This is a genomic window from Desertimonas flava (assembly GCF_003426815.1).
GTDB classification, from domain to species: Bacteria; Actinomycetota; Acidimicrobiia; order Acidimicrobiales; family Ilumatobacteraceae; genus Desertimonas; species Desertimonas flava.
In genome coordinates, this window is the sequence record NZ_QKYK01000018.1 from 87642 (window position 1) to 113578 (window position 25937).

At 70.9% G+C, this 25937-nt stretch carries 17 protein-coding genes and 1 tRNA gene; 11 read left to right on the forward strand and 7 right to left on the reverse strand.

From position 1 onward, the window contains the following. Nucleotides 1-144: 144 nt before the first annotated feature. The 7 genes from DN771_RS18965 to DN771_RS18995 all read left to right on the forward strand — a co-directional run bounded on the left by DN771_RS18965 (nt 145) and on the right by DN771_RS18995 (nt 8893). Entirely contained in the window at nt 145-2538 is a 2394-nt protein-coding gene (locus DN771_RS18965; RefSeq protein ID WP_162942137.1) for a CocE/NonD family hydrolase, read from the forward strand. A 50-nt stretch (nt 2539-2588) separates the two neighbouring features. Further along, nucleotides 2589-3146, forward strand: a complete 558-nt coding sequence (locus DN771_RS18970; protein WP_116999127.1) for a peptidylprolyl isomerase — start codon at nt 2589-2591, stop codon at nt 3144-3146. A 28-nt stretch (nt 3147-3174) separates the two neighbouring features. Continuing rightward, nucleotides 3175-3984 (forward strand): SDR family NAD(P)-dependent oxidoreductase, encoded by an 810-nt coding sequence (locus tag DN771_RS18975; RefSeq protein WP_116999128.1) that lies wholly within the window; start codon nt 3175-3177, stop codon nt 3982-3984. 547 nt (nt 3985-4531) lie between these two features. After that, nucleotides 4532-5743, forward strand: a complete 1212-nt coding sequence (locus tag DN771_RS18980; RefSeq protein WP_116999129.1) for a winged helix-turn-helix domain-containing protein — start codon at nt 4532-4534, stop codon at nt 5741-5743. 23 nt (nt 5744-5766) lie between these two features. Next, nucleotides 5767-6975: an AI-2E family transporter gene (locus DN771_RS18985; RefSeq protein ID WP_116999130.1), complete on the forward strand. Its 1209-nt coding sequence runs from the start codon at nt 5767-5769 to the stop codon at nt 6973-6975. Further along, the gene (locus tag DN771_RS18990) at nt 6972-7913 is read left to right on the forward strand and encodes an asparaginase (RefSeq protein ID WP_205528662.1); all 942 of its coding nucleotides are present in this window, start codon (nt 6972-6974) and stop codon (nt 7911-7913) included. The genes DN771_RS18985 and DN771_RS18990 overlap by 4 nt, the downstream gene beginning before the upstream one ends. Before the next feature lie 29 nt (nt 7914-7942). Continuing rightward, the gene (locus DN771_RS18995) at nt 7943-8893 is read left to right on the forward strand and encodes an MBL fold metallo-hydrolase (RefSeq protein WP_116999131.1); all 951 of its coding nucleotides are present in this window, start codon (nt 7943-7945) and stop codon (nt 8891-8893) included. A gap of 182 nt (nt 8894-9075) precedes the next feature. Here DN771_RS18995 and DN771_RS19000 read toward each other — a convergent pair whose 3' ends face one another. Continuing rightward, complete coding sequence (locus tag DN771_RS19000) at nt 9076-9933, reverse strand: enoyl-CoA hydratase-related protein (protein ID WP_116999132.1); 858 nt, start codon at nt 9931-9933, stop codon at nt 9076-9078. Nucleotides 9934-9980: 47 nt separating this feature from the next. Here DN771_RS19000 and DN771_RS19005 point away from each other — a divergent pair, with 47 nt between their 5' ends. Then, nucleotides 9981-10625, forward strand: a complete 645-nt coding sequence (locus DN771_RS19005; protein ID WP_116999133.1) for a TIGR03085 family metal-binding protein — start codon at nt 9981-9983, stop codon at nt 10623-10625. A gap of 76 nt (nt 10626-10701) precedes the next feature. Here the strand turns inward: DN771_RS19005 and DN771_RS19010 are convergent, their stop codons facing one another. Further along, the gene (locus DN771_RS19010) at nt 10702-12303 is read right to left on the reverse strand and encodes an MFS transporter (protein WP_227462410.1); all 1602 of its coding nucleotides are present in this window, start codon (nt 12301-12303) and stop codon (nt 10702-10704) included. Between the two features lie 79 nt (nt 12304-12382). On the opposite strand from DN771_RS19010, the gene DN771_RS29655 reads away from it, so the two are divergent. Beyond that, a complete protein-coding gene (locus DN771_RS29655; RefSeq protein ID WP_162942138.1) occupies nt 12383-12994 on the forward strand; it encodes a TetR/AcrR family transcriptional regulator in 612 nt (203 codons plus the stop codon). A gap of 166 nt (nt 12995-13160) precedes the next feature. Further along, nucleotides 13161-16184 carry a VWD domain-containing protein gene (locus DN771_RS19025; RefSeq protein WP_116999134.1) on the forward strand — a complete coding sequence of 1008 codons (3024 nt, stop codon included), beginning with the start codon at nt 13161-13163 and terminating at the stop codon, nt 16182-16184. 27 nt (nt 16185-16211) lie between these two features. On the opposite strand, the gene DN771_RS19030 is transcribed toward DN771_RS19025, so the two are convergent. The 4 genes from DN771_RS19030 to DN771_RS29660 all read right to left on the reverse strand — a co-directional run bounded on the left by DN771_RS19030 (nt 16212) and on the right by DN771_RS29660 (nt 21876). Next, nucleotides 16212-16286, reverse strand: a tRNA-Lys gene (locus DN771_RS19030). 142 nt (nt 16287-16428) lie between these two features. Beyond that, nucleotides 16429-17364 carry an NAD-dependent epimerase/dehydratase family protein gene (locus tag DN771_RS19035; RefSeq protein ID WP_116999149.1) on the reverse strand — a complete coding sequence of 312 codons (936 nt, stop codon included), beginning with the start codon at nt 17362-17364 and terminating at the stop codon, nt 16429-16431. A gap of 81 nt (nt 17365-17445) precedes the next feature. Further along, a complete protein-coding gene (sigJ, locus tag DN771_RS19040; RefSeq protein ID WP_116999135.1) occupies nt 17446-18387 on the reverse strand; it encodes an RNA polymerase sigma factor SigJ in 942 nt (313 codons plus the stop codon). Between the two features lie 114 nt (nt 18388-18501). Next, nucleotides 18502-21876, reverse strand: a complete 3375-nt coding sequence (locus tag DN771_RS29660) for a hypothetical protein (RefSeq protein ID WP_162942139.1) — start codon at nt 21874-21876, stop codon at nt 18502-18504. A gap of 127 nt (nt 21877-22003) precedes the next feature. Between DN771_RS29660 and DN771_RS19050 the strand changes: the two genes are divergently transcribed. Then, nucleotides 22004-25567, forward strand: a complete 3564-nt coding sequence (locus DN771_RS19050; RefSeq protein ID WP_162942140.1) for an ATP-binding protein — start codon at nt 22004-22006, stop codon at nt 25565-25567. Between the two features lie 72 nt (nt 25568-25639). Here DN771_RS19050 and DN771_RS19055 read toward each other — a convergent pair. Then, nucleotides 25640-25937: LysM peptidoglycan-binding domain-containing protein (locus DN771_RS19055; RefSeq protein ID WP_116999137.1), on the reverse strand; the 298-nt coding region annotated here is incomplete at its 5' end.

Here is a 25937-nt window from a genome sequence, read left to right on the forward strand (position 1 = left end):
GACGCGGGTCTCCGCGTTGTGCGCTCACAGCTCGCGTTCGGCGAGAGAGGGTGACGCCAGGCATCGAGCATCTCCGCCTGGGCGGTGACCGATCTGGCGATGGGCTTCTTGACTTCAGGTGTTACCGGCCGTAGCGTTCGGCGCATGCGTGCTCGCGCCGGGGGCCGGTGTTGCCGGACGACACGGATGCTCATCGCCGCTGCCGTCGTCTCGACGACCACGGCAACCAGCACGACAGCCAGCACGACAGCCAGCACGAGTGGTGCGCTCGCCACGGCGACCGCCGCGCCACCGTCGTCACCGCCGGCATCCGCCGTGCCGGCGGTGACCGAATCGCCATCGGGAGGCGCGCTTGCCGGGTCCGGCTCGGTCGGCCAGGCCTACGCCTTGCACGCCGAACCGGCTACCGAGCTCGAGTTGGTCGACGACACCGGGGCGGTGGTCGCCACAGCCACAGCGACCGACCTCGGCAGCGTGCTCGTCCGTGATGTCGACCTGGGCAAGTACACCTTCCGCGCGCCCGACGGCGCCGAGACCGAGCCGTTCGAGGTCGTCGGTCCCGACGATCATCCCGGCGCCGCCTTCTACGCCGATCAGGAGCTCGAACCGGGACTGAACTACATCACCACCCGCGACGGCGTGCAGCTGGCGGCCACCCTCCGCCTGCCGCCCGGCACCACGCTCGACGACGGACCCTTCCCGACGGTGATCGAGTACTCCGGCTACGAGACCGCGGCACCCGGCGACCTCCTCGGTTCGTTCCTCACCCCCGACGCGATCGACCCCGACCTGCCGCTACCGGCGAGCAGCACGATCATCGGCTCGGGCATCATGCCGTTGCTCGGTTTCGCGTCCGTGAGCGTGCAGATGCGGGGCACCGGCTGCTCCGGCGGCGCCTTCGGGCTGTTCGACACGATCGCCGCCCTCGACGGTTACGACGCGATCGAGACGATCGCCGCCGAGCCGTGGGTGAAGGGCGGCCGCGTCGGCATGGTCGGCATCTCGTTCTCGGGGATCTCGCAGTTCACCGTTGCCGGGACCCGCCCGCCGAGCCTGGCGGCGATCACGCCGCTCAGTCCCACCGACGACCTCTACTCCGTCGGGTTCCCCGGGGGGATCTTCAACACCGGCTTCGCTGCCTCGTGGCTCGCCGAGCGCGTCGAGGACGCCAAGCCGGCGCACCTCGGGGGCCAGCCGTGGGCCCAGAAGATGATCGAGCTCGGCGACACGAGCTGCGCCGCCAACCAGGCGCTGCACGGCTGGGCCCAGACGATGGACGACGTCATGCAGGGTCGGACCGACCGCATCCCCGCACCGTTCGACGAGCGCTCGCCGCGAGTGGCGGCGGCCGACATCGACGTGCCGGTGTTCGTGGCCGGGGCCTTCCAGGACGAGCAGACCGGGGGGCAGTGGGTCGACCTGCTGTCGGCGCTCGAGGGCAACCCCGACGTCTGGGCCACGATCGTCAACGGAACCCACATCGACTCCCTCGGGCCGGGCGTCGCCGGCCGCTGGGTCGAGTTCCTCGACCTGTACGTCGCCGACGAACTGCCGTCGTTCAACGCCTCGGTGCTCGAGCTGGCGGGCGCCATGTATCCGCTCATCGCGGCGGCTCCCGCCGCCCCGATCGAGACCCCGCGCTTCCAGGATGCGGCGTCCACCGACGAGGCGCGCGCCGAGTTCGCCGAGGATCCTCGCGTCCGGGTGCTGTTCGACAACGGCGGCGACAACGCCGGCGATCCCGTCGGCCCAGGCGCACTCGATCCCAACTGGGAGCTCGGGTTCGACGCCTGGCCGCCGTCCAACGTCGAGGCGACCACGCTGTTCCTCGGTGACGGTGGGACGCTCGGCGCCGAGGCAGGAGCCGAGGCCGAGGCGACGTACCGCCCCGATCCTGCGGCGCGGCCGGCGACCTCGATGGACGGCGGCGGAAATCCTTGGGACGCGATCCCGCCCTACACGTGGGAACCGGTCGCCGGCGACGCCGGCATCGGCTTCGTCAGCGAACCGCTGACGGACGACCTGGTGCTGGTCGGGCCGGGCCGGGTGAACCTGTTCGTCCGGTCGACGGCGGCCGACAGCGACATCCAGGTGACCGTCTCGGAGGTGCGCGCCGACGGGCAGGAGATGCTCGTGCAGACGGGCCAGCTGCGCGCCAGCCACCGGGCCGTCGATCCGGCGCGGACGACCGAACTGTTCGTGGCTCCGACGTACGTCGCCGAGGATGCCGCCGACCTGCCCTCGGGGGAGTTCACCGAGGTGGGCGTGCCGATCAACGCGTTCGGCCACGCCTTCCGAGCCGGATCACGGATCCGCCTGACCATCACGGCTCCCGGTGGCGAGCGCCCGAGTTGGACCTACGGCACGCCCGACACGGGCGGTGAGGTGATCAACACGATCTCGCTCGGCGGCGACCGGGCATCGACGATCGTCCTGCCGGTCGTTCCCGGCGCCGCGGCGGGGGCTGCAGAGCCGACCTGCCCGTCCAACCGGGGTCAGCCCTGCCGTCCCTACGTCCCCGCCGCCAACGGTGGCTGACCCCGCCCGCGCCCGAGAATCGGGTTTTGGTGGCCGATAGGGTCGGGCGAATGGCAACGCCCTTCCCGTCGTTCGACGGCTCCGCCCCCAAGACGCAGCAGTTCAAGTCGGCCCCCGAGCTCGGCATCGATCCGGCCAAGCGGTACACGGCCACGATCTCCACGTCGCTCGGCGACATGGTCGTCGCCCTCGACGCCGCCGCCGCGCCGCAGACCGTGAACAACTTCGTGTTCCTCGCCCTCAACCACTACTACGACGGCGTGATCTTCCACCGCATCATCCGCGGCTTCATGTGTCAGGGCGGCGACCCCACGGGCACCGGCCGCGGCGGCCCCGGCTACAAGTTCGCCGACGAGCTGCCCAAGCCGGGCCGCTACGAGATCGGTTCGGTGGCCATGGCCAACGCCGGCCCGAACACCAACGGCAGCCAGTTCTTCATCGTGTCCGGCCCGAGCGGCGTCGGCCTGCCCCCGCAGTACAGCCTGTTCGGCAAGGTGGTGAAGGGCCTCGACGTCCTCGAGACGATGCAGAACGTCGCGACCAACTCGCAGGACCGCCCGCACGACGACGTCGTCATCAACTCGGTCACCGTCACCGAGTCCGACTGAGCCGAGCTGATCGGACCGGAGCCACGCGATGAGCCCCGAGGCCACAGAGCGAGCCGACGGCTCATCGCGCTCCGGTCCCCTCGCCGGCCGGACGGCGATCGTCACCGGCGCCGGACGCGGCATCGGCGCGGCGATCACCGTCAAGCTCGACGCCGACGGCGCCCGCGTCGCCCTCGTCGCCCGCACCCGTGAGCAACTCGAGGCGACGGCGTCGACCCTGCACAACGACCCGGTGGTGATCGTGGCCGACCTCGCCACCCGTGAGGGGCCACCCGCCGCGGTCGCCGAGGCAGCCGAGGCCTTCGGCGGGCGCATCGACGTGCTCGTCAACAACGCGGCCATCGGCCTGCGCAAACCGGCGCTCGACTACACCCACGACGAGATCGACCTCGTCCTCGACGCCAACGTCCGCTCGGCGCTGCTCGCCACGATGTCGACGCTCCCGTACATGGTGGATGCCCAGTCGGGCTCGATCATCTCCATCACATCGGTGAGTGGCCTGCGCGGCACGCCACGTCGCACGGTCTACGCGGCCAGCAAGGCGGCGCTCGACGGGATGACGCGGGCGCTGGCCATGGAGTACGGCCCGATCGGCATCCGCGCCAACGCCGTGGCGCCAGGCGTCGTGCACACCGAGATGTGGCGCGACTTCCTCGCCACCCCCGGCGCCACCGAGACGGTGCTCGGCGTGATCCCGACCCGCCGCCTCACCGAGCCCGACGAGATCGCCGACGTGGTCGCGTTCCTCGCCTCCGATGCCGCCCGCTCGATCACCGGCGAGACGATCGCCGCCGACGGCGGCATGCGCAGCACGCTGAACCTGTACCCAACCGTCTGATTTCGTCCTCGGCTCGCATCGCTTCGCTCGCTCGCCTGCGGCGAGTTTTTGTTTTGCAGCCCCCGGCGCCCGGCAAAGCCCGGGCGCCGGGGGCGCTGAAGAGTTGCTGTGGCGTCAGTTCGACTCTCGGCCCTCTCGGGGACCTTCATCCCCACTGCCCGCGATTTCGTCCTCGGCTCGCATCGCTTCGCTCGCTCGCCTGCGGCGAGTTTGATTGCGGCCCCCGGCGCCCGGCAAAGCCCGGGCGCCGGGGGCACCGAAGAATTTCTGTGGCGTCATCTCTACTCTCGGCCCTCTCGGGGCCTTGCATCCCCACTGCCCTGCCTCGATCGCGCGTTGATCGTCGCGCGACGGGTCTAGAGCGCTCGGGGCGCTGGCAGCTCGATCGCTGCCTTCAAGGCAAGCGGGCGGGACCCATCGAGCGGGTGAGCCCGACCGCCGTCTCGACGACCGCCGGCTTTGCATGCGAGCGGTGTCGAACGGATTCGCGGTGGGGCGAACTTGTGTACGCTTGCCTCTTGTGACGCCGACGACGCCTGTCCGCCGCATGTCCGCCGACGCCGCCCGCCGCACGGCGCTGGCGGCCCAGGGTTTCGGCCGTCCCCGGCCCAACGGTCGAGTCACCCGGCAGCACCTCCGCCGAGTGTTCGACGACGTCGGCCAGATCCAGATCGACTCGGTCAACGTGCTCGTCCGCAGCCAGGAGCTGCCGCTGTTCGCGCGGCTCGGGCCGCACCCCCGCAGCCTCATCCCCGACGCGGTCGCCGCCGGCGAGCTGTTCGAGTACTGGGCGCACGCGGCATCGCTGTTGCCCACTCGTCACTACCCCTTGTACCGCTGGCGGATGGAGCGAGCGCGCAACGGCGAGGGATGGTTCGAGAGCTTCACGGCGCGCAAGCGCCATCTGGTCGACAGCGTGCTCGAGCAGGTGCGTGAACGCGGCCCGCTGGCGGTGGGCGACCTCCACGGCCGGGTTCGCAACAAGGGCGGCACCTGGTGGGACTGGGACGACGGCAAGATCGCCCTCGAGGCATTGTTCGACGCCGGCCACGTCGGCGCGACCCGGCGTAGCAACGACTTCGCCCGGATGTACGACCTGAGCGAGCGTCTCATCCCGACCGACGTGCTTGCCGTGCCGCCGGTCGACGTGGCCCTCGCCCGCAAGGAGCTGGTCGTGCTGGCGGCCCGATCGCTGGGTGTCGCCACCGTTGCCGATCTCGCCGACTACCACTATCAACGGGTCGCCGTGGTGAAGACGATGGTCGACGAACTGGTCGCGGATGGCCGGCTCGTCCCCATCGAGGTCGACGGCTGGGCCAAGCCGGCCTTCCTTCATCCCGAGGCGCGCACTCCGAGGGCGATCACCGGCCGGGCGCTGCTGTCACCGTTCGACACGCTGGTGCGCAACCGGGACCGCACCGAGCGGATCTTCGACTTCAACTACCGAATCGAGATCTACACCCCGGCCCCCAAGCGGATCTACGGCTACTACGTGCTCCCGTTCCTGCTCGACGGACAGCTCGTCGGTCGGGTCGACCTCAAGGCCGATCGCCAGGCCGGCGTGCTGCGAGTGCAGGCGGCGCACGTGGAGCCCGACCTCGACAACACCCTCGACCGTCCGGGGATCGCCGCGGCGCTCGCCCTCGAGCTCCACGACATGGCCGGCTGGCTCGGTCTCGGCACCGTCGGGGTCACCGATCGGGGGTCGCTCGCCGCCGATCTGGCGTCGCTGGCCGGCGTCGAGCGACTGGCCTCCTGACGGCGCGGGTACTCTCGGCCCGCATGCCTGAGGACGTCCATCGACAGGGGCCGCGACTTCCCCGGTGGGTCGTTCCCGGAACGATCATCTTCTGGTCGGGATGGCTTGCCGCGATCGCCTTCCGCCATCTCTGGTCGCGGCTCGCGAGCATCCTCGTCCTCGTCATGCTGTCGCTGTTCCTGTCGCTCGCCATCGAGCCCGGGGTCACGCGGTTGTCGAAGCGGGGCTGGCGGCGAGGGACAGCGACGGCGACGATCGTGTTCGGCGTCGTCCTCGTCGTGCTGGTCTTCATCTTCGCCATCGCCGCCCTGATCGGCTCGCAGATCGCCGATCTGCTCTCCAACACCGAGTCGTACATCACCGACACGGTCCGCTTCCTCAACGACACGTTCGGCTTCAACATCAATGCCTCCGAGGTGATCGACAGCTTCAACGATCCCAACGGGCCCGTGCAGGAGTTCATCGAGGAGCAGCAGGGTCAGGCGGTGTCGCTGTCGGTCACCGCGCTCGGCTGGTTCCTGCAGATGTTCACCGTGATGCTGTTCACCTTCTACCTCGTGGCCGACGGTCCTCGCCTCCGCCGGGCCATCTGCAGCCGGCTGACGCCCGAACGCCAAGAGCAGGTGCTGAGCACGTGGGAGCTCGCCGCGTCGAAGACCGGCGGCTACCTCTACTCCCGCGGTCTGCTCGCCCTCTTGTCGGCGCTCTTCCACTGGATCGTGTTCCAGTCCGTCGGCACGGCGGCGCCGATCGCCCTGGCGCTGTGGGTCGGGATCGTCAGCCAATTCCTGCCCGTCGTGGGCACTTACATCGCGGGTGTTCTGCCGGTACTGCTGGCCTTCCTCGACTCACCGGTCAAGGCGCTCATCGTCCTCATCGCCATCGTCGTGTATCAGCAGATCGAGAACTACCTGCTGTCCCCGCGCATCACGGCGCGCACGATGGAGCTGCATCCGGCGCTGGCGTTCGGCGCGGCGCTCGGCGGAGCTGCCGTGCTCGGTGTCGTCGGAGCCGTGCTCGCCTTGCCGGCCGCGGCGATGGCAACGGCCCTCGTGTCCGAGTTCGGGCGACGTCACGACGTGGTCGACAGCGTGCTCACCTACGTTCCGCCGCGGAAGCCGTTGCGCTGGTCCCGACGCAAGCCGGGTGAAGAGGACCAGGGAGAGGGCCAGGTGCCGAAGGGCTGGCCCAAGGGGTGGCGCCGGGGCCGTGTGCGCGTCAAGCCGGAATGAGCGAGGCTGTGCCGATGGACGCCGCCGCCGTCGTTCCGATCGCTGCCACCACGCGCAGTGGTGCGATCGAGTCCGTGCATCACGGTCTGGTCGTCGCCCTCGGCGCCGACGGTTCGGTGGTGCTGTCAGCCGGTGATCCGTCGACGCAGGTCTATCCACGGTCGTCGCTGAAGCCGCTGCAGGCCGAGGCGATGCTCGACGCCGGTCTCGACGTGACGCCGGAACAGCTGGCCGTCGCGTGTGCCAGCCATCGCGGGCAGCCGGTGCACATCGAGACGGTGCGCTCGCTGCTCGCCTCGGTCGGGCTCACCGCCGATCGTCTGCAGAACACGCCCGACTGGCCCCTCGACCGGGCGGCGGCGGACGAGGTCGTACGGGCCGGCGGCGCGCGATCGTCGCTCTTGCAGAACTGCAGTGGCAAGCACGCGGCGATGCTCGCCACGTGCGTCGTCAACGGCTGGGATGTCGACAGCTACCTCGAGCCGCAGCATCCGCTGCAGGTGGCCATCGACGGCCACATCGCCGCCCGCACCGGCGGCGTGCTGCACACGGGCATCGACGGGTGTGGCGCCCCGACCGCCGCGGTCACGCTCGAGGGCGTCGCCAGAGCCTTCGCCGCGGTGGCGGCGACCGCCGGCGCCGTGTACGAGGCGATGCTCGCCCGCCCCGACCTCGTGTCGGGCGAAGGCGGCGACGACACGACGATGATGCGGGCCGTTCCCGGTCTGATGATGAAGGGCGGCGCCGAGGGTGTGCTCGTCGCTGCCTTGGGCGATGGGCGGGCCGTGGCCATCAAGGTGGCCGACGGGGCGGCGCGCGCCGGGCTGCCCGTGCTCCTCGACGTGCTGCACCGACTCGACGTCGACACCGGGGCCGTGGCGCCACCGGCGATCATGGGGCACGGTCGGCCCGTTGGCGAGACTCGCTCGCTCCTGTGATCCCCACGCGCCCTGCCTACCCTGACGGGATGCAGTTCGGCACGCTCCCCGACGTCCGCTACGGCGAGGTGCAGGAGGTCGCTCCCGGCATCCGCCGCGTGATCGCGGAGAACCCGTCGAAGTTCACCTACCGCGGCACCGGCACCTACATCGTCGGGCGCGGTGAGATCGCCGTGATCGACCCCGGCCCGGCGATCGACGCCCACCGGGACGCGCTGGCGGCAGCCATCGCCGGCGAGCGGGTGACGGCGATCTGCGTCACCCACTGCCACAGCGACCACTCACCGCTCGCCGCGTGGCTGCGCGCCGAGACCGGCGCACCGACGATCGCCTTCGGCCCGCACCCGCCCATCGATCCCGCCGATGACGATGCTGCCGACGAGGCGGACGAGGAGGTGATGGACGGCGTCAAGGTGGAGGAGACCATCGACCTCGCCTTCACGCCCGACATCGTCGCGGCCGACGGCGACCTGGCGGCGACAGGAGGAACAGGCGTCGACCGGTGGACGTTGCGTGCCGTCCACACCCCCGGGCACACGTCGAACCACGACTGCTTCGCGTTCGAGGAGCAGGGCGTCTTGTTCACCGGTGATCACGTGATGGGCTGGAGCACTACGGTGGTGTCGCCACCCGACGGCGACATGGCGGCCTACTTCGAATCGCTGCGCAAGGTTGCGGGGCGGCACGACCGCGTGCTCTGGCCGACCCACGGCCCCGCCGTCGAGCGGCCTCGCGAGTACGTCGAGTTCTTGCTCGCCCATCGCGAGGATCGGGAGCGGCAGGTGCTCGACGCGGTGCGAGGCGGGGCCGGCGAAATCGGCGACATCGTCAGCGCCCTCTACGCCGACGTCGACGAGAAGCTGCACAAGGCGGCGGCCCGCTCGGTGCTGGCCCACCTCGTCAAGCTCGTCGCCGAGGGGATGGTGGCGACCGACGACGGCGGCCCGGCCCGCCGGCGCAGCGTGTTCCGGGCCACCTGACCGACCTGGTGACAACGGGAGGGTATTTACCTACCGCGACGTCCGGAGGGTATCCACCCACCGCGCCGCACCGACCGGAGGGTACATACCTGACGGAAGCGTCCGGTATGTACCCTCCGGTTGCGAAGGTGGGTAAATACCCTCCCGTTCCCCGGGGGGTGACGCGCCGTGGGGAAACGGCGTCAGCGCATGTTGGGGGCCGGCGTGGGCACCGGCGGGAACGCCGGTGGGCGACGCTCCATGAACGACGCCACGCCCTCGGCGAAGTCGGGACGGCCGAAGCTCTCCAGCATCAGGCGCATGGCGACCTCCTGCGACGCGGCGAGGCCCCGCTGGAGGTCGTCGTACACCTGGCGCTTCATCACGGCCAGCGAGCTCGGCGAACTGTGGGCGGCGAGGTCGGCGATGTAGGCCTGTGCCGCCGGCAGCACCTCGTCGGGCGGCAGCGCCCGGTTGACGAGACCGAGGCGGGCTGCCTCCTCACCCTTCACCTTGCGGGCCGAGAACAGCAGGTCGAGGGCGTTGGCCGGCCCGCACAGCTGGTTGAGCTGCCATGCGATGCCCCACTCGGCGATCAGCCCGCGCTGCGCGAAGGCGGTGGTGAACACGGCCTCGGTGCTCATGAAGCGCAGGTCGCAACCGAGGGCGATGGGGATTCCCATCCCGGCGACGGCGCCGTTGATCGCCGCGATCACCGGCTTGGTGAGCGACATGAAGTACGTGTAGCGGCCGCGCAGGTCGTCGCCGGCCTCGGCGTCGCCGGGCCGGGGGACAGGCGGAGCGGCCTCGGACGCGATCCCACCCCCGTCGCCGCCGCTCGAGAGCGAGCTGAGCATGTTCATGTCGGCTCCGGCGCAGAACCCGCGCCCTTCACCGGTGAGGACGATGCCGACGACGGTCGGGTCGTTCTCGGCCTGGGTGAGCGCGCCGGCGAGCTCGTCGCCCATCGCGTCGATCCAGGCGTTGAGCGCCTCGGGACGGTTCAGCCAGATCGTCGCCACCGGACCGTCGACTTCGTAACGCAGGTACTCGTACGTCATGCCCTCGTTGTACTCGGTGGGGGGGCCGGGATCGGTACCGTGGCGGGATGGGAACCGCGGCACACGTCGAACGCGAGGCACTGAGCGACCTGTTCACCGAACTCGGCCCGGACGTTCCGACGTTGTGCGAGGGCTGGACGGCCCGCGACCTCGCCGCGCATCTCGTCGTGCGCGAGCGGCGGCCCGATGGTGCGGTCGGCATCGTCGCCAAACCGTTGGCCGGCTACGCCGACAAGGTTCGCCGGGGCGAGGCCGAACGACCGTGGGACGAGATCGTGCAGCGCGTCCGCTCCGGTCCGCCGATGTTCGCGCCCACGCGGATCGATGCCGTCGACCGGGCCGTCAACACCATCGAGTACTTCGTGCATCACGAGGACGTCCGGCGGGCGCAACCGGGCTGGACCCGCCGCGAGCTGACGCCCGACCTCGTCGCCGACCTGACGGCGGCGCTGTCGCGCATGGCGCGGGTGCTCGCCCGCAAGGTCCCGGTCGGGGTGGTGTTGAACGTCACCGACGCACCCGACGGTCCGCGCACGATCGTGGCCCGCAAGGGTGAGGAGTCGGTCACGATCTCCGGCCCGATCGGTGAGATCACGCTGTACGTCTACGGTCGCCGGGACGTCGCCGGCGTCGAGCTCGACGGCTCCGCTGCGGCCGTCGAGCAGCTCCGCGCCGCCAGCTTCGGGATCTGACTCCGACTGGAGCACGGATCCGGCCGACCTCGCCCGACCCGTTGCCGGGGTAACAGATGGTGCCTGGCACCATCTGTTACTCGCCGTCGGCCATGGCGGGCCGGTCGAGGACGTCGTCGAGATGGCCGCGACGTGGCCCGCGCACGAGGACGAACACGAAGGCGACGGCCACGATGGCCACGCCGATCCACATCGACTGCACCCAGCCGTCGACGTAGGCGTGCTTGGCGGCCTCGACGAGCCGCCCGGCGGCCGACGGGTCGAGCCCGGACTCGGGAGAGCCGGCCAGGCCGAGGGCCTGGGCGATGCCTTCGCCGGCGACGTGGACCACCTCGCCGGGAAGGCCGGCAGTCTTGTCATCGAGCGAACCGCGGTAGCCGGAGGCGAGAATCGAGCCGAGGAGAGCCACGCCGACGGCGCCGCCCAGCTCTCGCGTGGTGTCGTTGAGCGCCGAGGCGACGCCCTGCTTGTCGGCGGGCAGCGACTCGGTGATGGCCTCGGTGGACGGGGTGAGGGACAGTCCGACGCCGACGCCCATGACGAGCAGGCCGGGGAGGATCGACCAGTAGCCACCCTCGACCGACGCCATCATGGCCAGCAGGCCGAGACCGGACGCGGCGAGAGCGAGGCCGGCAAGCATCGTCGAGCGGGTGCCGATCCGCTTGGCCACCTTCGGAGCCGACGCCGCGGTGGGCATCATCACGACCACCATCGGCAGCAGACCGACGGCGGCGTGCAGGGCCGACCATCCGAGGATCGCCTGCAGGAACGGGAAGAGCACGAGGAAGATGCCGAACATCACGGCGGTGAGCAGCAGGATGGCGGTGGCGCCGGCGGCCAGCCCGCGGTTGGCGAACGTCCTCACGTCGAGCAGCGGCTCGTCGCGAGTGAACTCCCATAGGACGAATCCGATCAGTGCGCCGCCACCGATGATGAGGCCGGCGACCGTCAGTGTGTCGCCCCAGCCTCGCTCGGGGCCTTCGTGGATACCGAGGACGATGCCGCCGATGGCCAGCGCCGACAGGACCGAGCCGACGACGTCGAAGGGATGACCGCTGTGCTCACGCGAGTTGGGCACGGCCCGGAGCGTCAGGTACAGGGCGGCGACCACGAGGATCATCGGCAGCAGGAACGCCAACCGCCACGTGGCCACGTCGACCATCAAGGCGGCGACGAACATGCCGATGATGCCGCCGGCGCCGGCGACACCGGCCCAGATCCCGATCGCCTGGCCGCGCTCTTCGGCGGGGAAGCTCGAGGTGAGCACCGACAGCGTGACGGGCATGATCATCGCCGCGCCGACGCCGGCTGCGGCGCGGCCGACGATCAGCAGGCCCGACCCGGTGGCCAACGCACACAGCACGGTTGCCGCGCCGAACACGACGAGGCCGACGACCAGGACGGGCTTGCGGCCCCAGCGGTCGCCGATCGCGCCGATCGGGAGCAGCAGGGCGGCGAGGGCCAACGTGTAGGCGTTGAGGATCCACAGCACCGTGCCGGCCGTGGCACCGAAATCGGCGGCGAGCTCCTGCTGGGCGACGTTGAGGATCGACATCGAGGCGATGACGCCCATCAGGGCGACGCACATGGCGATGAGGATGTTGCGGCGGCGGCGGGCGTCGTGGATGACGCCCGGATCGGACCCGGTGTGTGGCGGGCTGTCAACGGTGGTGGTCACGGGCGAGGTGCCTTCTGTCGGGGGTGTCGCCGGCCGGATCGCCGGAAGAAGCGCTACGAGACGGTATCGTTCTGTTTCTATGACCGCAACGCACGTCGAGGAGCGAGGCGCGGTCGATCCGCGGATCGCCCGGAGCCGGGCGAAGTTGATGGCCGCCGCCCGCGAGATCCTGGTCGAGGGGGGCGCGTCGGCACTGACGGTCGACGCCGTGGCCGACCGCTCCGGCGTGGCCAAGTCGACGCTGTATCGCCACTGGCCGTCGCGTGCGGCGCTCGTGATCGACGTCTTCCGTACCGTGATGCCCGTCACCGACGCCGTCGACGACTCATTGCCGTTCGAGGCCGCGCTCCGCGCCCACGTGCGCAGCGTGGCGACGTCGTTCGCCGACACCGAGTGGACGCGGATGCTCCCGGCCCTCTTCTCGCTGCGCCAGGAGTTCCCCGAGATCGAAGAGCTCATCCTCGCCGATCGCCGGGAACACCTGGAGTCCTTCGCCGCGCTGCTCGATCTGGGCACGGCGCAGGGCAGTCTTCCGGCCGGTCTCGATCCCGACGTCGTCGTTGCCGCGCTCGTCGGCCCGTCGTTCATGCTGGCCCTGATCGGTGATCTCGACCGGTCGCTCGAGGCAGCCGACTATGTGGTCGATAGGTTCCTCACCAGCTATGGAGGTCCTCGGCCGACGGATGTATGACGTCGACAGCCCGCTCGACGACGACCCGTCGAGCTTCACGGCCTTGGGTGACGCCCGGCGCGAGATCGCGTAGTTCCTGACGGTTCACGGGCCGCCGTGGGCGGCCGAATTCGCTGGTGCCGTCTCGGGTGGTGAGTATCGTCGTGGCCGCCCGGAGAGAGACTCGATGGCCACACGCCTGCTGCTCGCCGCCGCAGCGATGCTCGTCGCGGCGTGTTCCTCGGGAGACCGCGCGGCCCCGTCGACCACCCGAGCTGCGACCACCGAACCGGCGAGGACCGAACCGCCGACCACCGAACCGGCCGCCGTCGGCGTGATCGCCGTCCCGGAATGGGAGCCCCAGACGCGGGCCGACGAGCTGGCCTTCTCGATGAGCGGCGCCGGTGGGGTCACCGTGCAGGATGCCGTCGACGCCTTCGCTCTGCACGTCGCCGATTTCCCCGGCGCAACGCGCTCGTCCCTCCCCGCCGGCGACACGATCAGCCTCAGCTACGCCCTGTCGTTACTCCTGCCGGTGCGCGACGAGCTGAGTGCCGAGCAGCAGGCCGCCCTCGACGACTACTTCGCCGGCCGGCAGGTCGTCGGTCGTGTCACCGCCGACGGCGCCGTCGTCGTCGATCGCCCGGCGGGACTGCGACGCCCCGCCGCGGCGGAGCAGAAGTACGAGGCCCTGCTGGCCGTCGTCCGCGACGAGTGGAAGGACAAGTTCCCCGGCCACCCGGAACAAGACTTCTACGAGGTCGGCTGGTCGAACGTCCCGGGTGAGAGCGGCATGGCCACGAACGAGTTCGAGGACGCCGCGGGCAACACCGTCTGTGTCATCTGGGTGACGGACGCGTTCCGCAACGGCAACCCGTCCGACGACAAGATCAAGTTCTTCCTCGCCCACGAGATGTTCCACTGCATCCAGTGGCGCTGGGCGCTCGGCGTCCCTGGCGCCGATGCCACCGACGACCCCTTCGCCGAGTTTCCCGTGCGCAACCCCCACGCATGGCTGTACGACGGCAGCGCCGACTGGGCGGCAGCCGACCTGTACCGCGCCGATGACATCGCCTACAACGACATCCGGCCCACCTGGTTCAGCTCGTCCAACGACCCCCTCGGAAGCCGCAGCTACGACGCTTGGCCGCTCTTCGAGACTGCTCACCTGCAGGGCTACGACGTCTACGCCAAGATCGAAGCGATGCACCTCGACCCGTCCTGGACGGTGGCCAGGACCCTCGAGATCGGCGGACTCGACGGAGTCGTGTTCCGCATGGCGTGGTCGTCGCGCACGCTCCGGCGCGCCGCGTGGGGCGACGAGTGGTGGATGGGCTGGGTCTGGACGGGGCACGAGTCGAAGCCGCCGGTCGACAACGAGACGACCGTCAGCGGCATCGGGATCGGGACCTATGCGTTCGAGGGACGCGGCGACTTCAGTCAGCCGCAGCTGCGCGTGCCGGTGGCCGCGGCCGTCGGCCTCGTCACCGTGGCGCCGGTCGGCGCGCCGATCGCCACGCACACCCGAGTCGGGACCCGCAGCGTCGGCGATGGGTCGTCCGGCCGCTTCTGCTTCGATCCCGGGCAGTGCGCCTGCCCGCCGGGTCAGTCGGCCGGGGCGTGGCCGATGGAGCCGGGCGAGATGCTGTTCTCGTTCGCCGCGTCCGAGGACGTTCCGACCTCGACGCTGGTCGCGGTCGAGTGGGACCCCGACGAGGAGTGCCACGAGGACGACGAGCCCGACGAGGCGTGGTCGAACGGCGACCCGCACCTCGTGTCGTTCGACGGGCTGGCCTTCGACGTGGTGACGCTGGGAGAGTTCGTCCTCGCCCGCGATCCCGCCGGCGACTTCGAGGTGCAGACCCGGCACGTTCCGTTCGGCTTCGGCGCCGGCACCGCGGCCGTCGCGGTCGGCGACGGAACGACCCGCGTGACGTTCACGGCGCCAGACCTCGGGATCGAGGCCCCGGTGATCCGCGTCGACGGCGTCGTGGACGACCGGCCCGAGTTCACCGCCGGCGCCCTGCGCGTGGCCGTCGGCTCCGATGCCTCGATGGTCGCCTGGCCCGACGGCAGCACGGTGCGCCTGCACTGGTACCGGGGATGGTTCGTCAGCGTGACCGTTCCACCCGCGCGGTCGGCGCGGATGGAGGGCCTGCTCGGCGCGGCTGACGGTGATTTGCGCAACGACCTCCGCCAGGCCGACGGCACCGTCGTCGACACCAACGTCGCGGCCGCCCACGAATCGCCCTTCGCCCTGTCGTGGGCGGTCGACGAGTCGACCACGCTCTTCGACTACGAGCCGGGACAGTCGGTGGCCACGTTCCGCATCCCCCATCCACGCCCGCAATCCCCCGACCTCGACCCCGAGTTGATCGACGGATGCGCCGTGGCCCTCGGCGAGCGGGCGGCCGCACACGAGGTGTCCTCGTGCGCGTTCGACGTGGCGGCCACCGGCGACGAGGGATTCGTTCACCAGTACGTCGCCGTCGTGGAGGACCGCGCCGATGAGCCCGAGCTCGCCGACCCGGTGGTCGAGCGTCCGGAGCCACCGCCGGCCGTGTCGGCGGCGCCACCGGTGGCGGGAGTCGCCGGCGAGCCGGTGCTGACGCTGGGGGCCGAGGACGTCGCCACCGTCGCCGCGGTCGAGGGCACGGTGCTGCTCGCGCGGATCGATTCCTGTGACGGTGCGTTCGTCGATCTCGTCGTGTGGCGCTCCAGCGATCGCGAGCAGCTCGCCCGGGCGGCGCTGTGCGACCCGCAGCAGCTCCCCTCGGTCGGCCTTGATGACGAGGACGAGTGGATCGAGGGGGAGGCCTACGTCTGGATCCCGGCCAGTGGGACCTACGACGTCGGCATGGACTTCGTGCTCGGCGACCGGGCGCTCGTCGGTGCCGTCGAGGTGTACCTCGACCCGACACCGACCGTGATCCGTGGCGATCCAACCGGCTCGCTCGTGCTCGACGGCTACGCCGACACGATCGTGTTCCTCACCGACCCGGCCATCGTCTACGAGACGGCCGGACTCGACGCTGCCTGCGCTGTCGAGGCGTGGCTCGTCCGCGACGTGCCCGATCCCGAGCCCTACGACCTCGGGGCGTGCGAGCACACGGCCGAGATCGACTTCCCGCCGACCGACCGACCGATCCCGGTTGTCGTGTTCAACCGGACCGCCGGTCCGATCGAGATCGCCCTGACGCCTGCCACCTGACCCGGATACGCGGGACGCAGCCTCACCTGGTGCCCCCCGTGGGGCTCGAACCCACAACCAATGGATTAAAAGTCCACTGCTCTACCATTGAGCTAGAGGGGCGGGACCGGCGCGAAGCGCGGAAGGAGACCTCCCGCGAGTCGCGTCGGCTGCGGTGGAACATCGTAGAGGGGCCGAACACAGGTCGGGACGACTCTCGCGGCAACAGATGACGCGAAGGTCCTCTGCTGCCGCCGCGAAGATCTCAACTCGCCTGTCGCAGGCCCTCGCGCCACGTGGAATGGGCGGGGCGCCAACCCAGGTCGCGCTTGGCCTTGGCGTTGGACGCACCTCGCAGTTCCGTCATCAGCACGACGCCCGCCGGCCCGGCGGCCAGCCTGCCGATGAACCGCGGGACGCGCATCGGCTTCTTCGCGCCCAGCATCTCGGCCACTTCCGGCAGCCATTCGGCGACAGGGGCGGGGTCGTCATCGACGATGTTGTAGACACCGCGATCGCCGTTCTCCACCGCCGCGACCGTGGCCTCGGCGGCGTCGGCGACGTGGACGAACGACCACACCGCACCTCCGTCGCCGACCACCGGGAACTTGCGCTTGCGGATCAGCTCGAATTGCTCGGACCCCGGCGCCATGGACGTACCGGGGCCGTAGAACGCTCCGTAGCGCAGCACGATCCCCTCGGTCCATTCCGCTTCGAGCACAGCCTTCTCCAGGTAGTCGACCGCGGCGATGATCGCGGCCATCTGGCGGACCGGTGACGGATCGAGGGGGTCCTCCTCGGTCTTGATCGGCCCGCCCGTCCGGGCATACGTGAACCCGCCGTTGCTCTGGGCGACGAACCGTCGCACCCCCACGGCACGAGCGGCCGCCAGCAGGTTGTCGGTCCCCTCCCGTCGCAACCGATTCGTGGCGGCGAAGCTGCGCTCCATGTGGCGCGGATCGACGTGGCCGATGGCGGTCAGCTGGTGCACCACCACCTCCGGCGCCGCCTGACGCATGGCCTCCGCCACCTCGGCGGGCTCGAGCGCGTCGGCGACCATCGGCACCGCGCCCATCTGTGACGCCTTGGATTCATCCGCCTCCCGGCGGATCATGGCGAACACCTCATGTCCTGCATCGACCAGACGTGGGACCAGCTGCCTGCCCATCACTCCGGTCGCTCCAGCAACCAACACCTTCATCATCAGCTCCTTTTCGGTTCGGATCTGTTCCTTGAACCGCATGGCCCGCTGATTGCTGACAGGAGCGGTATGTGAGACGCGTCACATGACGAGGAGCGGCCCTCCGTGGTCGGTGATCGCCCACAGCTGGGTGGCGCGGCGGAGCTTCTCGGGATTGGCCTGGGTACGGCAGGCCGTGATGCCCGCGGCGGTGACCTCCAGGCACATGATCGCGACGACCCGGCCGTCGACGACCGCCACGACGGCGGGATCTCCGTTGGCCGTCCACGCGTAGATCTCGGGCGGGCCGCCGACGGTTGCCCGCTTCGCTGCGCCTGGCCTGAACAGACCCGCCAAGAACCTCGCGACTGCAACGGCTCCCGCGTACCCCCCGGTTCGTGCCGGAACCTTCCCACCGCCGTCGCCGATGGCGGTGGCGTCCTTGGTGAGCAGGCGAACGAGCTCATCGGTCTGCCCGCTGGTCGCCGCGGCGAGGAACTCCTCGACGATCCGCTGGGCGGCGGCGGCATCGACGGCGGGACGGTTCGGGGGAACGGCGACGTGTTCCCGGGCACGGTGGAGGATCTGCTGACTGGCGGCCTCGGTGATGTCGAGGATCTCGGCGATCTCCCGGTGCGGGTAGTCGAAGGCCTCGCGCAGCACGTAGACGGCGCGTTCCTTGGGGGCGAGGCGCTGGATGAGGGTGAGGACCGCGTAGGAGACCGCTTCCCGCTGCTCAGCGGTCTCGGCCGGACCGAGCAGGGGATCCCCGCCGAGCAATGGCTCCGGGAGCCATTGACCCACGTAGGCCTCGCGGCGGACCCGTGCCGAACCGAGATAATTGAGGCACAGGTTGGTGAGGACCTTCGTCAACCAGGCTTCGGGCACCTCGATCCGGTCGACATCCGCGGCCTGCCAGCGCAGGAACGTCTCCTGCACCACGTCATGGCTTTCGTCCACCGAGCCGAGGAGGCGGTAGGCGATGGCTTCCAGGCGCCGTCTCGACAGCTCGAAACGGTCCACGTCAGCCCTGGTCAGTGGCACGATCTCCGATCGTATTGTGACCGGTAAGGCCTGCGCACGACGCCGGAGTCCCGTGGCTTCGTCGACCTTCGCCGCCGCGACGCACCCGGATGCGCTGCCGGCGTGGTCGGCCGCTCAACTCCGCACGCAGATGTCCGCAGTGCCCGAGACGGTGGTGCCGTCGCGCAGCGCAGCGGTGATGGTGACGGCCGTGGCGCCGGAGGGGACACCGCCGCGTTCACCGTCGATCACCACGACGAGATCACGGTCACGGTCGCCATCGACGTCGAGCTGCAACGTCAGCGGGTGCCCGAACAGCGACAACGGCATCATCCGCTCGAGGCGGACGGTGGACGCATCGATCCGCCGCACGTCGACCGCGGTGGATCCCTCGATGATCACGAGAAGCAGGTCCAGACCCTGGTTGCCGATGCATCGGGGCACAGCGCGGACCTCGACCTCGATCGTCGACGGGGGAACGGAGTCGGTCGTCGTCGGGCCCGGTACCTCGGTGGTGGAGGTGGTCGCCGGGTCCGTGGTGGAGGTCGTTGACGTCGAGGTGGTCGCCGGTTCCGTGGTGGAAGTGGTTGACGTCGAGGTGGTCGTCGAGGTCGTCGACGTGGTCGATGTCGAGGTGGTCGGTGGTTCGGACGTCGACGTGGTCGATGTCGATGTCGATGTCGAGGTGGTCGGTGGTTCGGTGGTCGATGTGGTCGACGTCGATGTGGTCGTGGACGTGGTCGAGGTGGTCGACGTCGGCGGTTCGGTCGACGTCGTGGTCGTGGTCGTGTCCGGCGGACTCGTCCGGTCGAGGAGCGCGAACGAGTACGTACCCGTCAGCGTGCCGCCACTGGCGTCGACCGTGAGCGTGTACTCGCCATCGGACGGCAGGATGACGTCGACGTCGCGCAGCTGACCGATCAGCAGCTCGGAGCGCGGGGTCCCGGTTCGTCGGAGGGCGAGCACCAGGGGCACCTCCCCGCCGTCGGGACCGACCAGGCTCCAGTCGAAGTCCTCGCCCGCCAGCACGTCGAGGCCGATGAGCCGGCCGGCCGTGCCCGTGAACGTGTAGATGTCGGCGGACCCGATCGTCTCGATGTTCCCGGCCCCCGGGGCTGGCTGCCCGTCGGAGACCGTGTCACCGATGGCGATGGCGAAGTGCTGAGGTGGTGCCCCGAGCAGGAGGCGGAACGAGTACGTCTGCGGGTCCCGGCTGTCGACGGTGATCGTGTAGATCCCGGATTCCTCGAGCGTCACCTTGTGGTCGTCGCCGAAGCCGCCGCTGAAGTACAGGCCCCCGCCCGGCCCCAGCATCTCGATGCCCAGGGTCGCCGACTCGGCGCTGACGAAGTCGATCACGACCACGTCGCCGGTGGTGCCATCGAACGTGTAGACGTCGCGACCGAGGTTCTCCTCGATGTTGCCGGCGCCCGCTGCCGGGACGCCGTCGGAGACCGTGTCGCCGTAGACCAGATGGAACTGGCTTCCGGGCGCCAGGCCGACGATGCGGAACGAGTAGGTGCCGGTGGAGAACGCGGTCGCCGCCACGCTCAGCGAGTACGTGCCGGTCGTCGGGAGCACGACCTCGTCCACCGACACGAACCCCGAGAGCAGGAGTGTGCCGTCGGGCGCCCGCAAGATCCACTGCACGTTGGCGACGTCGAACGTCAGCCGCTCGAGGGCAACGCTCTGACCGGCTGTGGCGCCGAAGGTGTAGACGTCGCGTGCTCCCGCCTGCTCGAGGTTGCCGGCGCCGGGCGCCGGAACGCCGTCGGACACCGTGTCGCCGATGGCGACCGTGAACTCCTGCGTGGTTGTGATCGTCAGCCGGAACGAGTAGGTGCCGGTCTGGCCGGGATCGGCGCCGGCGACGGTGAGCGCGTACACGCCATCGGCAGGAAGCGTGGCGTGACGGTCGGCGGTGCGGACATTGCCGAACACGACGCTTCCGTCGGGGGCGGTCAGCGTCCAGCGGAGGCCGGGGTCGTTGCTTCCTCCGAGATGGTCGAGCACGGCCTGGTCGCCGAAGGTACCGGTGAACCGGTAGACGTCGAACGCGCCAGGCCCTTCGATGTTGCCCGCTCCCGGCGCGGGGACCCCGTCCGACACGGTGTCGCCGTCGGCGATCTCGAACTGCTGAGGGGGCCCGACCACGGCGAGCAGCTGGAAGGAATAGGCGCCCGTGCTCGTGGGGCTCAGGCCGTGGACGGACAACAGGTATTCGCCGTCGGTGGGAAGGACGAGGCGGCGGTCGGACAGGATCGTGTCGAACAGCGCGGTGCCGTCGGGAGCGGTGAGCGTCCAACCGAAGACACCGAACGTTCCGGCGAGGTGATCGAGGATCAGGTCCTGCCCGGCGAGGCCGTCGAAGCGGTACCGGTCGACGGCACCGGCGGATTCGAGCACGCCGGCGCCGGGACCGGGCGCGCCGTCGCTGACGGTGTCGCCGACACCGATGGCGAACTCCTGCGGCGCCTCGACGGTGAGGCTGAAGGAGTACGTCCCGGTGCTGTCGGCGTTCAGTCCGGACACGCTGAGTGTGTAGTCGCCGTCCGCCGGCAGGGTCTGCTGACGATCGCCGATGAACGTGTCGAACAGCCCGGCGCCGCCTGGCGCGACGAGCGTCCAGCGGATCGCCGTGTTGCGGCCGTCGAGGTGGTCGAACACGACCACCTGTCCCGCGGCCGCGGCGAACGTGTAGACGTCGCGCGCACCGGGCACCTCGATGTCACCGGCGCCAGGCCCCGGCGCCCCGGGTGCGACCGTGTCGCCGATGGCGATGCCGAATGGCTCTGCCGGCGGCACGCCGAGCAGGCGGAACGAGTAGGTCCCCGTCGAGGCCGCGCCGACGCCCGACACCGTGAGCGTGTACTCGCCTGCTTCGGCGACGAGCAGACGGTCGCCGTAGATGCCGTCGAACACGGTCGATCCGCTCGCCGCGACCAGTCGCCACCGGAACGTCGTGTTGGACCCGGTGAGGACGTCGAGGAGCAGTTCGGTGCCGGCGGGGGCCCCGAACGTGTAGACGTCCTGATCGCCGCCGTTCTCGATGTGGCCGGCTCCGGCCGCCGGCACCCCGTCCGACACCGTGCCGCCGACGGAGAGCGGGAACACCTGCACGAGCTGGGCGGTGGCCGGCGGCGTCGACGTGGTCGAGGACGGCTCGGCCACCGTGGTCGTGACGTCGGGTTCCTCGGCGTCGGACCCGCTGGCATCGGTCGCCTCCGGGGTGGACGGCTCGGAGGCGGGCGGGGACGGCTCGGGCGGCACTTCGACGCTCGTCGGGTCGGTCGAGGGTGGGGGCGCCGGCTCCGTCGGTGGCGCGTCGGTCGGCGCCGCTGCTGTGGTCGTGGGCGCTTCGGTCGTGGGGGGTTCGGGCTGGTCGGGCGGCTGCGACGACGAGGCGACCGCCGGTCCGGGGTCGGCGCCGGGCCCGGCATTGGCGACCGTCGGCACCGTCAGCGCGGCGGCGAACGTGACGGCGATGACGGTGGACCGGGCGATGTTCATCGGACGGACTCGGTCGCCGCGAGGCCGTCGGCGTCTGCGATGCTCGTGCATGCCCGCCGTCCTACGTCGGCGCGCTCGCCGGAATCTCGTTCCCGGTCCGACGGGTCGTCACTATTGTGACATCGTCATGGTGCCGGGAGCTGTCCCCACCGCCGACCGTCTCCGCGCCTTCGGGCCGATGCGGATCGAACGAGGCGGCGCCACCATCGTCGTGCCGCGAGGCGATGCGCAGCGGTTGCTCGGGTACCTCGCGCTGAAGAGGGCGGCCGAGCGGCGCGAATCCATCGTCGAGGCGCTGTGGCCGGACCAGGGTGCCGCCGGTCGCCGGTGCCTGTCCGACACGATCTACCGGATCCGCCGGCGGTGCGGCCCCGAGCTCGTTCGTGCCGATGCCGACACGGTGGGCCTCGGTCCCGGCGTCGACACCGACGTTCGCGAGTTCGACCACCTCGCCGTCGGCACCGAGATCGACCAGCTCGAGCGGGCCGTCGCCCTGTACGACGAGCTCGTCCCGGGGATCTACGACGACTGGGCCGTCGAGCACCGGACGGCGCGTCACCGGGCCCACGTGGAGGCGCTGCGGCGCCTTGCCGAACACTCCGAGACGGCGGGGTCGCTCGACAGGGCGGCGGCGACGTTGCGGCGCTTGCTGGTGGCCGAGCCCTTCGACGAGACCGCGCACCAGTGCTACCTGCGGTTGCTCGGACGGCTCCATCGCTACGCCGAGGCCCGGGCGCACTTCGAGGCGCTCGACCGGATGCTCGCCGAGGAGCTCGGCGCCGTCCCGCTGCCCGAGACGATCCAGATCGTCAAGGGTTTCGACCGCGAGCGCGAGCTGGCGACGGTCGTCGCCGAGCAGCAGCGCCCGTTCGTCGGCCGCGTCACCGAGCGGGCGGCGGGCGTGAGCGCGATCGAGGCCGCGGTGACCGGTCGGGGTGGCGTCTTGTGCATCGAAGGGGTCGCCGGCATCGGCAAGACGAGGCTGCTCGCCGAGTTGATCGACAGCGCACGGTGGCGCCGGGTGAAGGTGGCCAGCACCTCGATCGCCGTCACCCCGGAGCGGTCGTCGCTCGAACCGCTCGCTCGCGCCCTGCGGCCCGTGATCTCGCCGGCGATCCGGCTCGAGGTCGCCGATCGGCTCGACGAGCAGTCGATGCGGGCCCTGGGTCCGTTGCTGACGGACGAGCCCACGGGGAGGGAGGGGGCGATCGCCGACGGCTCGAACCGTCTGCGCCACGCCCTCTCCGTGTTGGGCGCCGTCCTCGTGGAGGGCGGGACCATCGCCGTGGTGCTCGACGACGTGCACTGGGCGAGCACGTCGACGTGGGAACACCTCGACTCGCTGGCCAGCGGGTTCGTCCCCGGCGGCGGGCTCCTGGTCGTCGCCTACCGCCGCCCCGAGGTCGACAACACCCCTGGCTGGACTGTCCTGCAGAACTGGGACCGGACCGGCCTGGCGACGATCCTGCCGCTGGAACCACTCCACCCCGACGAAGCGGCAGCGCTCGTCGGGACGACCGATGCGGTCGACATCGACGAGGTGCTGGCGCTCACCGGGGGCGTGCCCTTCAACATCATCAGAGGTCTCGACGCCGGTGACTGGGGCGCCGGTCGCGACGACCGTGTCGACCGCCTGGGCCGCGACCACCGTCGGGCGCTCGAGGCGGCGGCCGTCCTCGGGCGGGACGTCGGGTTCCGGGCCTGGGCCGCGGTGCTCGGCACCGCCCCGCTCGCGCTGGCCGCGCTCGCCGACGGTCTCGTCGCCGAGCGCTGGCTGACCCCGAACCCGGAGGGATACGCCTTCGTCCACGATCTGGTCCGCTCGTCCGTGCACGACCGCATGGGCCACACCGAGCGCACCGAGCTCCACGCCCGCGCCGCGGCGGCGATCGCCGAGCTCGAGCCCGACAACTGGCGGCGCCGGGCGCACCACCTCGACGAGGCCGGACAGCGGGCCGACGCAGCCCGCGCCCACCGGGAGGCCGGCCGTGCCGCACTCGCCCGGTTGGCGATGGGCGACGCGTGCGAATCGTTCCACCGTGCGTGGACACTGCTCCCAACCGAGCTCGACCGCGAACGCATGGAGGTGGTGCTCGAGTGCCGGCCGACCGTCGAGGGTGGCGGCCAGCGGATCGATCGGGCGATGGTGGACGACGCGATCGAGACCGCACGCCGGCTCGGGGATGACGATGCCCTGCTCCGGGCGCTGCTGCTGGCCGGCGGCCAGTACAGCCGCATCGGCGACGACACCGACGGACTGCGCTGGCTGGCCGAGGCGGAGACGCTCGCCCGAGCGGCCGGCGATCCCTTGCGACTCGCCGACGTGCAGTACCGGCGGGCGGCACTCGTCGGCTATCTCGGCCGCTGGCCCGACGCCGAACGCGAGCTGACGACCGCGCTCGGCCAGATCGACCAGCTCGAGCATCCCGCGATGCATCGGCAGCTCGTCAACGGTCTCGCCGAAGCGACCCTGCGGATGGGCCGCCCCGCCGAGACGGTCGGCTGGCTCGAGGACGCGCTGCGCGCCGCTCGGGCCGCCGGTGACTCCCTCGCCGAGCTCCGCCACCTGAAGATCCTCAACCTCGTGTGGTTCGAGCTGTGCGAGTGGGACCGCCTGGCGGCGAGCGCCGAGGAGTCACTCACTTTGGCCCGGCGATTCGGTGCCGCCGGGGCGCTGGGCACGGCGTGCCAGGCGGTCGCCCTCGCTGCGTTGGCGGTCGGCGACCGTCGCACGGCGAAAGCAATGATCGACGAGGCCCGCACGGCATGGGCGGCGTCGGGAAACCGCCGCCTGCTCACATCGGTCGACAACACGCTCGGTCTCATCGCCGAGGACGACGGCGACGAGGCGACGGCCATCGCCCACTACGAGGCGGCGCTGGTCGCGGCGGCCGAGATCGACGCGCAGACCGAGGTGGCGTGGGCCCGGCACGATCTGGGAACGCTCCGCCTGGCCGCAGGCCGGCCGCACGAGGCGGCCCCTCTCCTGCGCGCGTCGGTCGACTTCTGGACCGAGGCCGGCAACCAGTTCAAACGGGAGATGAGCGCCGCCAGCCTGGGCCTCGCCCTCCTCGAGGCGGGTGACGACACCGGCGAGCCGGCTGCGCTCGCCGAGCACGGGCTGAGACTGCACCGGTCGGGGACCGTGCGAGGCGAGCTCCTCCAGGAGTGGTTGTGGACGCTCGCCTGCCTGCTCGCCCGGCTCGATCGCCGACCGGAAGCCGGCGAGCTGCTCGACGCCGCCCACCGCGAGCTCCTCCGCCAGGCGGCGACGATCTCCGACCTGGAGCGCCGGCGTGGGTTCTTCGAGCGCGTGCCGTTGAACCGGGCGATCATGGCAGCGGTCGATGCCCGGTCGGGGTCGCGGCGCGCGGTCACCGTACGGCTCGCCTCGTCGACTGCGCCGCTCGGGCGGACGCTGCGGCCCGACGAGTACGTCGACGTGCAGTGGACCGTCGACGCAGCCGACGATGTGACGATCGACGACCCTGCGGCCCGCCGCCGGCACCGCCTCGTCCGCCTGCTCGGCGAGGCCGCGGCGCAGGGCGCAGCTCCGACCGACGACGATCTCGCGGTGGCGCTCGGTGTGAGCCGCCGGACCGTGCTGCGCGACCTCGCCGTGCTCGGCGAGCGGCGAACTGCACCCACACGCCGGCGTGCGGCGGCGGCGGCCGGCGCGTCGGCGCGATGAGCCTCCACCCCGCTCGGCGAGGCCGTGGCTCATTGCCGAGTCAGCGCTCGACGCCGAACCAGGACGAGGGACTCACTGCGGGATGATGAGGATCTGGCCGACGCGGATGAGGTTGGCGTTCGGGAGGTGGTTGGCGGCGACGATGGCGGCGACGGAGGTGCCGTAGCGCAGGGCGATGCGGTACAGGGTGTCGCCCGACTGCACGGTGTATCGGACCGGTGTGGTCGTGGGTGGTGGGGTCGTGGGTGGTGGGGTCGTGGGTGGTGGGGTCGTCGGGGTGGTCCCGGCGGTCGGGATGATGAGGATCTGGCCGACGCGGATGAGGTTGGCGTTCGGGAGGTGGTTGGCGGCGACGATGGCGGCGACGGAG

Coding starts and splice junctions, on each gene's coding strand:
- DN771_RS18980 (WP_116999129.1), top strand. CDS start 4,532: ATGTCCGCCGACGCCGCCCGCCGCACGGCGCTGGCGGCCCAGGGTTTC.
- DN771_RS19050 (WP_162942140.1), top strand. CDS start 22,004: ATGGTGCCGGGAGCTGTCCCCACCGCCGACCGTCTCCGCGCCTTCGGG.
- DN771_RS18985 (WP_116999130.1), top strand. CDS start 5,767: ATGCCTGAGGACGTCCATCGACAGGGGCCGCGACTTCCCCGGTGGGTC.
- DN771_RS18995 (WP_116999131.1), top strand. CDS start 7,943: ATGCAGTTCGGCACGCTCCCCGACGTCCGCTACGGCGAGGTGCAGGAG.
- DN771_RS19000 (WP_116999132.1), bottom strand. CDS start 9,933: ATGACGTACGAGTACCTGCGTTACGAAGTCGACGGTCCGGTGGCGACG.
- DN771_RS18965 (WP_162942137.1), top strand. CDS start 145: ATGCGTGCTCGCGCCGGGGGCCGGTGTTGCCGGACGACACGGATGCTC.
- DN771_RS19035 (WP_116999149.1), bottom strand. CDS start 17,364: ATGAAGGTGTTGGTTGCTGGAGCGACCGGAGTGATGGGCAGGCAGCTG.
- DN771_RS18970 (WP_116999127.1), top strand. CDS start 2,589: ATGGCAACGCCCTTCCCGTCGTTCGACGGCTCCGCCCCCAAGACGCAG.
- DN771_RS29660 (WP_162942139.1), bottom strand. CDS start 21,876: ATGAACATCGCCCGGTCCACCGTCATCGCCGTCACGTTCGCCGCCGCG.
- DN771_RS18975 (WP_116999128.1), top strand. CDS start 3,175: ATGAGCCCCGAGGCCACAGAGCGAGCCGACGGCTCATCGCGCTCCGGT.
- DN771_RS29655 (WP_162942138.1), top strand. CDS start 12,383: ATGACCGCAACGCACGTCGAGGAGCGAGGCGCGGTCGATCCGCGGATC.
- DN771_RS19005 (WP_116999133.1), top strand. CDS start 9,981: ATGGGAACCGCGGCACACGTCGAACGCGAGGCACTGAGCGACCTGTTC.
- DN771_RS18990 (WP_205528662.1), top strand. CDS start 6,972: ATGAGCGAGGCTGTGCCGATGGACGCCGCCGCCGTCGTTCCGATCGCT.
- DN771_RS19025 (WP_116999134.1), top strand. CDS start 13,161: ATGGCCACACGCCTGCTGCTCGCCGCCGCAGCGATGCTCGTCGCGGCG.